Source organism: Kitasatospora sp. NPDC017646 (genome assembly GCF_044329365.1).
In the GTDB taxonomy this organism is placed as follows: Bacteria; Actinomycetota; Actinomycetes; order Streptomycetales; family Streptomycetaceae; genus Kitasatospora.
Genome location: NZ_JBIRJC010000040.1, coordinates 1 through 12,434, shown reverse-complemented (window position 1 = coordinate 12,434; position 12,434 = coordinate 1). Strand labels below are relative to the sequence as shown.

At 72.0% G+C, this 12,434-nt stretch carries 8 protein-coding genes; 3 read left to right on the top strand and 5 right to left on the bottom strand.

All coding sequences use genetic code 11. The features are described 5' to 3' along the window. Positions 1-73 precede the first annotated feature (73 nt). Positions 74-2,263: an MMPL family transporter gene (locus ACH4J0_RS35310; protein ID WP_396245220.1), complete on the top strand. Its 2,190-nt coding sequence runs from the start codon at positions 74-76 to the stop codon at positions 2,261-2,263. A gap of 112 nt (positions 2,264-2,375) precedes the next feature. On the opposite strand, the gene ACH4J0_RS35305 is transcribed toward ACH4J0_RS35310, so the two are convergent. The 3 genes from ACH4J0_RS35305 to ACH4J0_RS35295 all read right to left on the bottom strand — a co-directional run bounded on the left by ACH4J0_RS35305 (position 2,376) and on the right by ACH4J0_RS35295 (position 8,530). Beyond that, positions 2,376-4,250, bottom strand: a complete 1,875-nt coding sequence (locus tag ACH4J0_RS35305; RefSeq protein WP_396245218.1) for a SpoIIE family protein phosphatase — start codon at positions 4,248-4,250, stop codon at positions 2,376-2,378. 68 nt (positions 4,251-4,318) lie between these two features. Next, positions 4,319-5,083, bottom strand: a complete 765-nt coding sequence (locus ACH4J0_RS35300; protein ID WP_396245216.1) for a methyltransferase domain-containing protein — start codon at positions 5,081-5,083, stop codon at positions 4,319-4,321. A 483-nt stretch (positions 5,084-5,566) separates the two neighbouring features. Next, entirely contained in the window at positions 5,567-8,530 is a 2,964-nt protein-coding gene (locus ACH4J0_RS35295; protein WP_396245214.1) for a BTAD domain-containing putative transcriptional regulator, read from the bottom strand. A 214-nt stretch (positions 8,531-8,744) separates the two neighbouring features. Here ACH4J0_RS35295 and ACH4J0_RS35290 point away from each other — a divergent pair, with 214 nt between their 5' ends. Beyond that, a complete protein-coding gene (locus ACH4J0_RS35290) occupies positions 8,745-9,029 on the top strand; it encodes a hypothetical protein (RefSeq protein WP_396245212.1) in 285 nt (94 codons plus the stop codon). A 236-nt stretch (positions 9,030-9,265) separates the two neighbouring features. Here ACH4J0_RS35290 and ACH4J0_RS35285 read toward each other — a convergent pair whose 3' ends face one another. Beyond that, positions 9,266-9,484 carry a hypothetical protein gene (locus ACH4J0_RS35285; protein ID WP_396245211.1) on the bottom strand — a complete coding sequence of 73 codons (219 nt, stop codon included), beginning with the start codon at positions 9,482-9,484 and terminating at the stop codon, positions 9,266-9,268. Between the two features lie 136 nt (positions 9,485-9,620). Here ACH4J0_RS35285 and ACH4J0_RS35280 point away from each other — a divergent pair, with 136 nt between their 5' ends. After that, complete coding sequence (locus ACH4J0_RS35280; RefSeq protein WP_396245209.1) at positions 9,621-10,379, top strand: GntR family transcriptional regulator; 759 nt, start codon at positions 9,621-9,623, stop codon at positions 10,377-10,379. A gap of 160 nt (positions 10,380-10,539) precedes the next feature. Here the strand turns inward: ACH4J0_RS35280 and ACH4J0_RS35275 are convergent, their stop codons facing one another. Then, positions 10,540-12,207: a fumarate hydratase gene (locus ACH4J0_RS35275; RefSeq protein WP_396245207.1), complete on the bottom strand. Its 1,668-nt coding sequence runs from the start codon at positions 12,205-12,207 to the stop codon at positions 10,540-10,542. Between the last annotated feature and the right edge of the window lie 227 nt (positions 12,208-12,434).

The following is a 12,434-nucleotide window of genomic DNA, read 5'->3' as shown; positions in this document are numbered from 1 at the left end:
AAGTTGGGTCTACCGTGGGAGGGGTTCGCTCAGGCACCCGCCTGTCCGCCGATCGCACGCGAGGGGTCAGACCTTGGCCACGTACCTGTACCGACTGGGCCGCCACTGCTTCCGGAGAAGGCGCGCCGTGCTGGCCGTCTGGGTCGCGCTGCTGATCGCGATCGGTGGGGCCGCGGGTGCCTTCGCGGGCAAGACCGGCGACGAGTTCAAGGTCCCGGGCACCGAGGCGCAGGCCACCCTGGACCGGATCAAGGGCACCTTCCCGGAACAGGGCCACGCCTCCGCCCAGGTGGTCTTCGCCGCCCCGGCGTCCGGCGGCGTCGCCTCTCCCGGGGCGACCAGGGCGGTCGGCGAGGCCGTCGGCCGGATCGCCCACGTCCCCGGCGTGGCCGCGGTGCCCGACCCGTACGCCACCGGCGCGGTCTCCCCCGACGGGAAGGTCGCGATCGCGCTGGTCTCCTTCGACCACAAGCTCGCCGACGTCACCGACCAGCAGCGCGACGCCGTCAAGGCCGCCGCCGAGCCGGCCCGCGCGGCCGGACTGGAGGTGGCCTTCGGCGGCGACGCGTACAACAGGTTCGCGCAGATCGAGGGCGGCTCCGAGGCGATCGGCCTGGTGGTGGCCGGGGTGGTGCTGGTGATCACCCTCGGCACCCTGGTGGCCGCCGGGCTGCCGCTGCTGACCGCACTGGTCGGCGTCGCCGTGACCATGGCCGGACTGCTGGCGCTGACCGGCTCGTTCGAGATCATCACCACCGCGCCGGTGCTGGCGCTGATGGTCGGCCTGGCGGTCGGCATCGACTACGCGCTGTTCATCCTGTTCCGCTACCGCCGCCACCTGGACGAGGGACTGGAGCCGGAGGAGTCCGCGGCCCGGGCCACGGCGACCGCCGGCAGCGCCGTCGTCTTCGCCGGCCTGACCGTGGTGGTGGCGCTCGCCGGACTCGCCGTCGTCGGCGTCCCGTTCCTCACCGTGATGGGCCTGGCCGCCTCCGGCGCCGTCGTGGTGGCCGTCCTGGTCGCGATCACGCTGCTGCCCGCGGTGCTCGGCTTCACCGGCCGGGCGATCGACCGGCTGCCGGTCTGGAAGCGGGCGCTGGCCACCCACGGCAAGGTCACCACGGGCGAGCGCTGGGCCCGCTTCGTGGTCCGCCGCCCGCTGCCCGTCCTGCTGGTCGGCCTGGCCGGGCTCGGTGCCATGGCGGCGCCCGCCGCGAGCCTGGACCTGGGACTGCCCGGCGGTGGCTCACAGGCCGTCGGGACGGACGGCCGCACGGCGTACGACCTGGTCAGCGACAGCTTCGGCCCGGGTTTCAACGCGCCGTTGGTGGTCGTCGTGGACGCCCACGGCACCCCGCAGCCGGAGCGGGCGGTGCAGGGCGTGGCGGCCGAACTCCAGGGGCTGAAGGGCGTGCGGACCCTGCTGCCACCGAAGATCGACCGGGCGAGCGGCACCGCCCTGGTGCCGGTCATCCCGAAGACCGGCCCGGATGACGAGGAGACCAGGGCGCTGGTCAACGAGATCCGCGACCAGCGCGCCGGGATCGGGGCCGCGACCGGCGCCGGCATCGCCGTCACCGGCACCACCGCCGCCAACATCGACGTCTCCACCAAGCTCGGCCAGGCCCTGCCGCCGTTCGTCGCGGTGATCGTCGGCATCGCGCTGGTGCTGCTCGCGCTGGCCTTCCGCTCGGTGCTGGTGCCGCTCAAGGCGGTGCTGGGCTTCCTGCTCAGCATCCTGGCCTCGCTCGGCGCGGTGGTGGCGGTCTACCAGTGGGGCTGGCTGGACGGCCTGATCGACGTGCCCAAGGTCGGCCCGGTGGTCAGCTTCGTGCCGATCCTGCTGATCGGTGTGCTGTTCGGGCTGGCGATGGACTACGAGCTGTTCCTGGTGTCGGGGATGAAGGAGCAGCACGTCCACGGTAAGGCGCCGCGCGAGGCGGTCGTCGGCGGGGTGAAGGGCGGCGCCAGGGTGGTGACGGCGGCCGCGCTGATCATGATCTCGGTGTTCGGCGCCTTCGTGCTCGGCCACGACCCGATCGTCCAGCCGATCGGCTTCGCCCTCGCGGTGGGCGTGCTGGTGGACGCCTTCGTGGTGCGGATGGCGTTGGTGCCGGCCGCGATGGCGCTGTTCGGCAAGGCGGCCTGGTGGTTCCCCGGGCCGCTGGAGAAGGTCGTGCCGAAGGTCGACATGGAGGGCGAGCAGCTGATCGCCCGGCTGGAGGAGGACCGGCGGGAGACGAGGCAGCCCGCCGGGGTCTGAGTCCGGTCACGCGCGCGCCCGCCGGGAGCACCTCCCGCAGGGCGCGCGCGGCCGGTTCCCGGACGGGGACGGCAGGTTCACGGGCCGGAGGGCCACTTCACGGGCCGGAGGGCTACTTCACGGGCAGGACGGCCACTTGGGGCAGCCGCTGCTCGAACCAGACCACCTTGCCCGTGCCCAGCCGGGTCGCGCCCCAGCGGTCCGCGCACCGGGCCACTATCTGCAGCCCGCGCCCGCGTTCGTCCTCCGGACCGGTACGGCGCGGGCGCGGCAGCAGCGGACTGTCGTCGCCGACCTCGCAGCGCAGCCGGGTGGTGCGCACCAGGCTGAGGGTGACCGGCCGGGTCGCGTGCTGGACCGCGTTGGTCACCAGCTCGCTGACCATCAGCTCGGTCGCCTCGCTCAGCGCGTCCAGCCCCCAGCGGCGCAGCGTGTGCGCGGCCAGCCGGCGGGCCCGGCCGGGCGTCTCGTTGCGCGGCTGCAGGTACCAGTGGGCGACGTCCCCGGCCGGGATGCCGTCGAAGCAGGCGCCCAGCAGGGCGATGTCGTCGCCGCGGTCCCCGGGCGGCAGGATCCGCAGCGCCTCCTGGCACAGCTGCTCGGGGGACTGCCAGCGGGCGGCCGCGATCCGCGCGCGGAGCACCTCCAGGCCGTCGCTGAGCGGGCGGGTGCGGGTCTCCACCAGGCCGTCGGTGAACAGCAGCAGGGCCGAGCCGGGCGGCGCGGGCAGTTCGACGGAGTTGAAGTCCACCCCGCCGACCCCGATCGGCGCCCCGGAGTCCAGCTCCACCAACTCGGCCGTGCCGTCCGGGCGGACCAGCACCGGCGGGACGTGCCCGGCGTTGGCCAGCACCACCCGGTTGGCGATCGGGTCGTACACCGCGTACACGCAGGTGGCCAGGTGCTGTTCGCGGCCGAGCCGCTGGGCCTGTTCGTCCAGGTGGTAGAGCACCTCGTGCGGGGGCAGGTCGAGCGCGGCCAGGGTCTGGGCGCTGGTGCGCAGTTGGCCCATGATGGCGGCCGAGGTGAGTGAGTGGCCCATCACGTCGCCGACGATCAGGGCGACCCGGTTGCCGGGCAGCGGCACCGCGTCGTACCAGTCGCCGCCGACCTGCGCGCCGCGCTCGCCGGGCAGGTAGCGCTGGGCGAGCCGGACGCCGTGCGACTGCGGCAGGCGCAACGGCAGCATGCTGCGCTGGAGTTCGTTGGCTATCTCCCACTCGCGGGCGTACCTCAGCGCGGTGTCCACCGCCAGCCCGGCCTGGGTCGCTAGGTGGGCGGCGGTCGCGGTGTCGGCCTCGTCGAAGGCCGGGCGGCCGGTGCGTTCAGGGGGCCGGCGGATCAGCACCAGCAGACCGAGGACGGCCTTGCGGCCGCGCAGTGGCAGGGCGACGACCGAGGTGCCGGGGGCCAGCCGGGCCAACCCGCGGGTGCCGTACAGCTCGCGCAGCAGCACATCGGTGCGTTCGGCGGCGGGCGTGCCGAGGACGGCCGACTCGGCGGGGCGGCGGCTCAGCAGGATGTGCGCCAGCGCGCCGCCGCGGGTGACGGGGGTGGCCGGGCCCGTGTCGGCGGTCGACCGGGAGCCGTACCGGGAGCGGTGCCGCTCGTCCGCGCCGCTCTTGCGGCCGCGGCGGCCGATCCGGGTGCCGGTGCTGTGGTGGATCCGCAGCTCCTCCGGGAAGCCGGGTTCGCGCTCGACGTTGGGCAGCGGGTCTCGCAGGTGGACCACGGCGGCGTCGGCGAGGGTCGGGACCAGCACCCGCCCGATGTTGCGCAGGGTCGCGGCCAGGTCGAGGGCGCTGTTGATCCGCCGGGTCGCCGCGTCGAGGTAGGCGAGGCGGTCCGCCACCCCGTCCGCCGCCCCGGCGCGGTCCGGCCGTGCAGTCGGCGGCTTCGCCGGGGCCGGTGTCCGGGCCGGGAACCGGGGGCGCTGGCCCGGGACGGCGGGCGGCGGCTCGGCCTCGGTCTTGAGCTGGTCGCGCACGGCTGCCTGTCCTGGATTCGATGTGGTCGGGAGGTGTGGTCGGGGAACTGGTGCGGTCCTCCGGGCGGTCAGCCGACGCGTCGACAGCACAGGAACAGCTGTTCCTCCGGCGGCAGCGTGGTACTGGCCGGCGCGTACGGATGCCCCGAGCACTCCTCGACGGCGAAACCGGCGGCGACCAGAACCCGCTCCAGATCCTCCCTCAGATACCCGCTGATCCGCAGCTCTCTGCCAAGGAACGGAAGCGGAACGTGATCCAGGTCGGCCTCGACCATGCCGAGGGCCAGCAGTCCGCCGGGCCGTAGGAGTTCGCGCAGTCGGCCGAGCACGGTCGGGATCTCGTCCTGCGGGAGCATGATCAGCGAGAAGAACGCGGTGACGGCGGCGAAACCGCCGTGGCCCGCCGGGCCCAGTCCGGGCGCGCCCCAGGCCCTGTCGGCGCGTTCGGTGGCCAGATCGTACAGGTCGATGCGGTGGAACTCGGCCGGAAAGGGACCGGTGATCCGGGCTCGGCGGGCCAGCGTGAGCATCACGTCCGAGAGGTCCACCGCCGTCACCCGCAGCCCGCCGGTGGTCAGCTGGCGGACGGTCGGCTCACCGGTGCCGCAGCCCACGTCCAGCACCCGGGCCCCGGGTTCGAGCGCGGCGAGCAGCTGCCGCCCGCACTCCAGCTGCCCCTCCTTGGCGGGGAACGCCTCGCCGTACCCGGTGCCGATGGTGTCGAAGGCGACCGCCTGGAGGGCCCGTGCTGCCCGGCGTCGCCGCACGTCGGGCCCGTCGTCCCCGGCGTCCTCGCCGACGGGGAACGGGTCGGATATCTGTCCGGTCGTCACGTTGAGAGGCACCCTTCCACCCGTGGCCTCCGGTCGGCTCCTCCGCAGCCTCCTGGGCCGCTGCCGGTGGCGGTACGTCACGCTCCCCGCATCACACAGACGGCCTGCACCCCGACACGTTGTCGGCAGACACTCGTGTGCGTACTGGCATCTGAGAATATGCGTGATCACTGCGCCATGGGGTCCCTTTCCGGCCAACTCGTCATACTTGGGCCGATGTGGGTCGGGTCCGCGGAAGCACTTCGGTGCGGGCCAGGGTGGTGCGCGGGGCGCCGCACGCCGCACGGCACGCCGGGTCGACGGCGCTGACCTGCGCTTTCTCCGGTCGGCAGGCTGGCAATCGGACGTTTATCGAACGTCAATCGGCGGAGTGCACAGTTGTGTCCAGCGCCGGGGAAGCGTTGAGGGCGCTCCCGCAGCCGGGGGGCTGCGGGGGCGCCGACGCGCGGATCGGGGGAGGTGCTCCGAGGGGGAGCGGAGGCCTTACGGCGCGGGGGGAGAGGAGAAGGGCTCGGTGTGCTGTCGGGAGATGAGGTCCGCCACGGGGGAGGCCTCCGGCACACCGAGCCGCGTGAAGATCGCGTGCGCCTCCTGGAGACAGGCCAGCCCACGGGCCGGCTGGGCCAGGGCGAGCAGCGCCTCGCCGAGCGCGGCGTTGGCCAGGCCCTGGCAGTACGCGGAGTCCAGCTCCTGGGCGATCGCCAGCGACTCACCGGCCGCCTCGGCCGCCTCGGTGGGCTGCTCGGCGACGAGCAGGGCGGAGGCGAGACGGGCCAGGGTGTAGCCCTCCCAGAGTGGGTTGCGCTGGGACTGGTAGAGCTGGTGGGCCTCGCGCAGGTGCGGGACGGCCTCGGCGTTGGATAGCACCACGCCGAGTTGGTAGAGGGTCTGGGCGAGCAGTGGGCCGTTCTTGGACTCCCGCGCGGCGGCGACACCCTCTCCGGCGGACCGGATCGCCGTCTCGGTCATCCCGAGCCGGTGCTGGATCCGGGCGATGTTGCTGATCAGCCTGGCCTCGCCGATGGCAGTGCCGACCTGCCGGTTGATCGCGAGGGCCTGTTCGAGGAACGGCAGGGCCTCGGCAGGGCGGTTACCCACACTGAGGATCACGCCCAGGACGTTGGCCGTCGCCAGCAGCAGGACGGTCGCATCATCCGGTGCCTGATGGTCGATACTCCGGCGCAGCGACTGCTCGGCGCCCTGGAAGTCGCTGGTGACGTTCTGCAGGGTGCCGAGGGCGAAGTACACCCGGGCGAGTTCGGCCGGGTCGTGACGAAGCTCCGCGTCGTGGCCGATGGCTTCCAGGGCGCGAAGCACGCGCGGGCCTCGGGTCGGGTCCGGATCGATGCTGAACAGGTAGTTCAGCAGGTCGACGGCCGCACGCTGCAGAGCACTGGGGCCACTCGCGGCGGCTTCGACCGCGCTGAGCAGCAGAGCACCCTCGGCACGGAGCCAGTCCTGCGCGGACTGGCTCGTCGGCAGGCTGAGGCCCCATGAGCCGGGCAGGGTGAGCGGTTCGGGCTCCGGGTCGTCCGGTTCGATGACCTGGGCGGCGTTGCGTACGGTCGGGATCAGCAGGTCGAGCAGCCGCAGTACCGCTCCTTCCTGCTCGTCGGTGTCTCCGACCCGATCGTTCTTCCGTTGGGCGTACAGGCGGAGCAGGTCGTGGTAGCGGTAGCGGCCAGGGGTGAAGCACTCCAGCATGTTGGCCTCGACCAGTGCCTCAGCGAGGTCCTCGGCGGTGTCCTGGTCCACGCCGAGCAGCGCCGCGGCGGCTGCCAGCGGAATGTCGGGCGAGTCGATCACGGCGAGCAGCCGAAAGGCGCGGGCCTCGTCCACGGACAGTTGCCCATAGCCGAGCCCGATGGTGGTTTCCACGGCGAGGTTGCCGAGCTGGAGTTCGTCCAGCCTCCGGCGCTGGTCGGCTAACCGACGGGCCAGGTCGGAAACGCTCCAGCGCGGACGGCTGGCCAGCCGAGCGGCGGCGATGCGGACGGCCAGCGGCAGGAAGCCACAGGCGGTGACCACCTTCATGGCAGCCTCGGGCTCGGCGGTGACCCGGTGTTCGCCGACGATGGCCGAGAACAGGGAGAGTGCCTCGGCTGCTGTCAGCTCCTCGACGTCGAACAGCTGGGCGCCGGGGATGCCGGCCAGCCGGGAACGGCTGGTGGCGAGGACAGCGCAGCCCGAGACGCCGGGGATGAGCGGCCGGATCTGGTCGGCGTCGCGGGCGTTGTCGAGCAGGATCAGCATCCGCCGGCTGGCGAGCAGCGAACGGTAGAGGGCGGCGCGCTGTTCGAGCGAGTCAGGGCTCTCGGCGACGCCGAGTGCGTGCAGGAAGTCGCCCAGAACGACCACCGGGTCGGCGGGCGAGGTGCCGGCTCCGCGCAGGTCGACGTACAGCTGCCCGTCCGGGAACTCGGCGCGGACGCGGTGGGCGACGTGGACGGCCAGGGTCGTCTTCCCGACGCCGCCGATGCCGGCCAATGAGGTGACCACCACGGCCTGGCCCGTGGCGTTCATCAGGACTGCCGAGAGGTCGCCGACCAGCTCCGAACGTCCGCTGAAGTCCGAGACATCGGCAGGGAGTTGGGCTGGCGCAGGCGGCGTGGTCGGGTCGTCCTCGTGGGTGGCGGGGGCTGGGATGGCCGGGACGTCGAGTGCCGGGTCGGCCGCGAGGATGCGGTTGTGCATGGAGGACAGGCCGGTGCCCGGCTCGACCCCGAGCTCCTCGATCAGGAGCTTGCGGGTGTCGGTGTAGACGCCGAGCGCTTCGGCCTGTCGCCCGCAGCGGTACAGCGCCAGCATCAGCAGCTCGCGCAGGCGCTCGCGCAGCGGGTGCTCGGCGGTCAGGGTGTTGAGCTCACCGACGATCTCGGCGTGCAGGCCGATGTCGAGGGCGGCTGCGCACAGCTCCTCGGAAGCGGCGACCTGGCGCTCGGCCAACCGCAGCCGCTGGGCGTCGGCGTACGGGCCGGGGACACCGGTGAGGGGACGGCCGCTGAACAGGTCCAGGGCCTGCACCAGCAGCCGGTGAGCCTCTTGCTTGTCACCCGATGTGCGGGCGGCCGCGGCTTCGGCGGAGAGCCGCTCGAAGAGCGACAGGTCGAGGGCCTCGCCCGGGATGCGCAGGGCGTAGCCGTCGGCGACCGAGACCAGCAGCTCGGCGGGGCGTCTGACCTCCCGCCGGGGCTCGATGACGGAGCGCAGACGGGAGATATACGTGCGCAACGCGGCTACGGCCTGGGCCGGGGGGCGCTCGCCCCAGAGAGCGTCAACCAGGTCCTGCGTGGTGACCGGGCGTCCGGAATGCAGCAGAAGGGCGGTCAGAACGGCCTGTTGCTGGGGTGAGCCGAGGGAGAGGGGCTTGCCGTCGAGCCAGGCCTGGACCGGACCGAGGACTTGGAAGCGCAGCGCAGGGGTCTGCGGCGTCTCCCGAAACTCCATGAAGTCCCCCGATGGCCTGTGGTGTCGATTCCGTGAAAGGGCGCTCGGCGGTCCGCCGTGGTGCTTCAGCTTAGGCGGACGTCCGACTCTGCCGGACGGCACCGTAAGCCGCACGATGTTTATCGGACATTTAATCAACCCTACGATACTGTCCCCGCGCCCGCGCCACGGAGGCCGGGCTGGACACATTTGATGACCGAAAGGCGGCCGCCCAATGGCCAACGACCAGAGCGAGACCCCGGTGCCGTCGACGCCGCAGAACGCGCCGCAGACCGGCGCCCCGGCCGCCGCTGTGGAGGCGGGAACGGCTGTCGAGGGCGCGGTCACCGCGTCCTCGAACCCGGCTGGATACACCACGCCGACCGACGCGCAGAAGACGGCGATCGAGAACGACCTGTTCGGCGACGAGGCCGACCACGTGGTCGAGCCCGCCACGCCGGCCACCGGTGAGCCGGGCGGGCCGTACGAGCCGGAGAGCGTCATCGCCGGCCACCCGTAAGCGGCCCCCACCGAGTGCCCCCCTGCCCCCGTCCGGGCACGGGGGCACTGTCGTGATGTGCGCGCCAATTCGTGTGCGGGTCCATCGGCGGCCGATTCCCGCCCCCGCTGCACGCATGGTGACCGGGGTCATCCGTAACGTGCCGGGCGGCGCCCCCCGAAGCGTTCCGGAATTCCGGATTCAACGGGGGGATTACCGGCGCCCGAATGCCATGGTTTGCGTGGGTTTCGCCGCAATTACCGGGGCTGATCGCATTCAGCCGAATCGCGGGGCTCGGGGACGGGGGAGACGTGGTTCGGTTCGGCGGTCCATTCGAGGCCGCCGTGCTCGGGGCGCAGGTAGTGCTCGCCGCCGATGGTGTCCATGTAGATGCCGGTGCGTCCGGTCCTGCGGTCGAGGACGAGTTCACCCGCGCGGGGCCGGTAGGCCGGGGCGTTGCGCTGTCGGATGGTCACCGCACTGCTCCTTCGCTCCGTCAGCGACTGGCAGACATCTCTAGAGAAGCTAATATCTCTAGAGATGTCAACGGTCGTATCTCCTTACCGGCGACCGCGAGCGCGCCTACGATTGTCCGAGGGAGAGGGAGCGGCGATGAGCGGCAGCAGTGGCGACAAACAGCCCAAGTACCAGCGGATCGCCGACTCCCTGAAGGCGGCCATCGACGCCGGCCGCTACCGCGCGGGCGACCGGCTGCCCGGCGAGAACGACCTCATGGACGAGTACGGCGTGGCCCGGATGACGGCCCGCCAGGCGCTGGGCGTGCTGCAGAGCGAGGGCATCGCGGAGGCCCGCAGGGGTGCCGGGGTGTTCGTCCGGGACTTCCGGCCGCTGCGCCGGCGCGGCATCCAGCGGCTGGCGCAGGGCCAGTGGGGCTCCGGCCGGTCGATATGGTCGGCGGACATCGACAACCGCAGCCTGGTGGTCGACCAGGTAGCCGTCACCGAGCAGGGCGCGCCCGACCACGTGGCCAGGGTGCTCGGGGTGGAACCGGGCGCCCCGATGTGCGTACGGCACCGCCGCTTCGTCCTGGACGGCAAGCCGGTGCTGCTCTCCACCTCCTACCTGCCGGCCGTCCTGGTCGCCGGCACCGCGATCACCCGCGAGGACACCGGGCCCGGGGGCACCTACGCCCGGCTGGCCGAGATCGGCGCCAAGCCCGTGCACTTCCGCGAGGAGGTCCGCTCCCGGATGCCCGCCGCCGAGGAGGCGGCCTGCCTCGAACTCTCCGCCGGCACCCCGGTCATCCTGATCTGCCGCACCGCCTTCGCCGACGAGGGTCAGGTCGTCGAACTCAACGAGATGATCCTCGACGCCGCCTCCTACGTCCTGGAGTACGACTTCGACGCCTGAAACCGGACGGCGGCGGCCGGTCGGTGCTCCTGGCAGTGGTAGCGCGCCTTGAGGACCTTCACTTCCTTCTCGTCGGCCCGGTACGGGATTCATCAGAAAACCGCCCCGGCCGCAGGGGCGGCCGGGGCGGTTGGGAGGCGGTCGGGGGCACTCCTCCGGGCTACTCCTTGGAGCGGATCCGCAGGTTGGTGATCAGCGGGCCTTCCGTCGTCTCGCGGAAGAAGTCGTTGCCCTTGTCGTCGACGACGATGAAGGCCGGGAAGTCCTCGACCTCGATGCGCCAGACGGCCTCCATGCCGAGTTCGGCGTACTCCAGCACCTCGACCTTCTTGATGCAGTCCTGGGCGAGGCGGGCGGCCGGGCCGCCGATGGAGCCGAGGTAGAAGCCGCCGTGGGCGGCGCAGGCGTCGGTGACCTGCTTGCTGCGGTTGCCCTTGGCGAGCATGACCATGGAGCCGCCGGCGGCCTGGAACTGGTCGACGTAGGAGTCCATCCGGCCGGCCGTGGTGGGGCCGAAGGAGCCGGAGGCGTAGCCCTCGGGGGTCTTGGCCGGGCCGGCGTAGTAGACCGGGTGGTCCTGGAGGTACTTGGGCATGCCCTCGCCGGCGTCCAGGCGCTCCTTGATCTTGGCGTGGGCGATGTCGCGGGCGACGACGAGCGTGCCGGTGAGCGAGAGCCGGGTCTTGACCGGGTACTTGGACAGCTCGGCGCGGATCGCGGACATCGGCTGGTCGAGGTCGACGCGCACCACGTCGTCGTCGAGGTGCGCGTCGGTGGTGTCCGGCAGGTACTTCGCCGGGTCGGTCTCCAGCTGCTCCAGGAAGACGCCCTCGGCGGTGATCTTGCCGAGCGCCTGGCGGTCGGCGGAGCAGGAGACGGCCATCGCGACCGGCAGCGAGGCGCCGTGGCGCGGCAGCCGCACCACGCGCACGTCGTGGCAGAAGTACTTGCCGCCGAACTGGGCGCCGATGCCGATCTTCTGGGTCAGCTCGGTGACCTTGGCCTCCAGCTCCAGGTCCCGGAAGCCGTGGCCGGTCCTGGCGTTGCCGGAGGTCGGCAGGTTGTCCAGGTAGTGTGCCGAGGCGTACTTGGCGGTCTTGAGCGCGAACTCGGCGCTGGTGCCGCCGATCACGATGGCCAGGTGGTACGGCGGGCAGGCGGCGGTGCCGAGCGAGCGGATCTTCTGCTCCAGGAACGAGAGCATGCTCGCCTCGTTCAGGATGGCCTTGGTCTCCTGGTACAGGTACGACTTGTTGGCGGAGCCGCCGCCCTTGGCCATGAACAGGAACTTGTACGCGTCGCCGTCGGTGGCGTACAGCTCGATCTGGGCCGGCAGGTTGTTGCCGGTGTTCTTCTCGTCCCACATGGTGACCGGGGCCATCTGGGAGTAGCGCAGGTTGAGCCTGGTGTACGCGTCGTACACGCCGCGCGCGATGGCGGAATCGTCCGCGCCGGAGGTGAGGACGTTCTGGCCGCGCTTGCCCATGACGATCGCGGTGCCGGTGTCCTGGCACATCGGGAGGATGCCGCCGGCCGAGATGTTGACGTTCTTCAGCAGGTCGAGCGCGACGAAGCGGTCGTTGGGGCTGGCCTCCGGGTCGTCCAGGATGCGGCGCAGCTGGGCGAGGTGCGCGGGGCGCAGGTAGTGCGAGATGTCGTGCATCGCCTCGGCCGTGAGCAGGCGCAGCGCCTCGGGCTCGACCTGGAGGAAGGTGCGGCCGCCGGCCTCGAAGGTGGAGACACCCTCGGAGGTGAGCTTGCGGTACGGGGTCGGGTCAGCGCCCAGGGGGAGCAGGTCGCTGTACTCGAAGTCTGGCGTGGGAGCCATCGGGGCGGTCCTTAGGTGTCCAGTGGTCCGGCTGCGTCGGCGAAGCACCATCCAGGGTAGGACCCGGTCGCGGTGGGCACGCGGACAGGTCAGCCTTGCGTGACCGGGCTCACTCGGGCAGGAGTGCGAGCGACTAGGCCCGTCTTTCGCAGGTGGGGAATCGAGTGTCCAGCCAGCGTGGTCGGGTTGGATCGACGTCGAGTAGTTCCAGTAGTTGGGCCTGGATA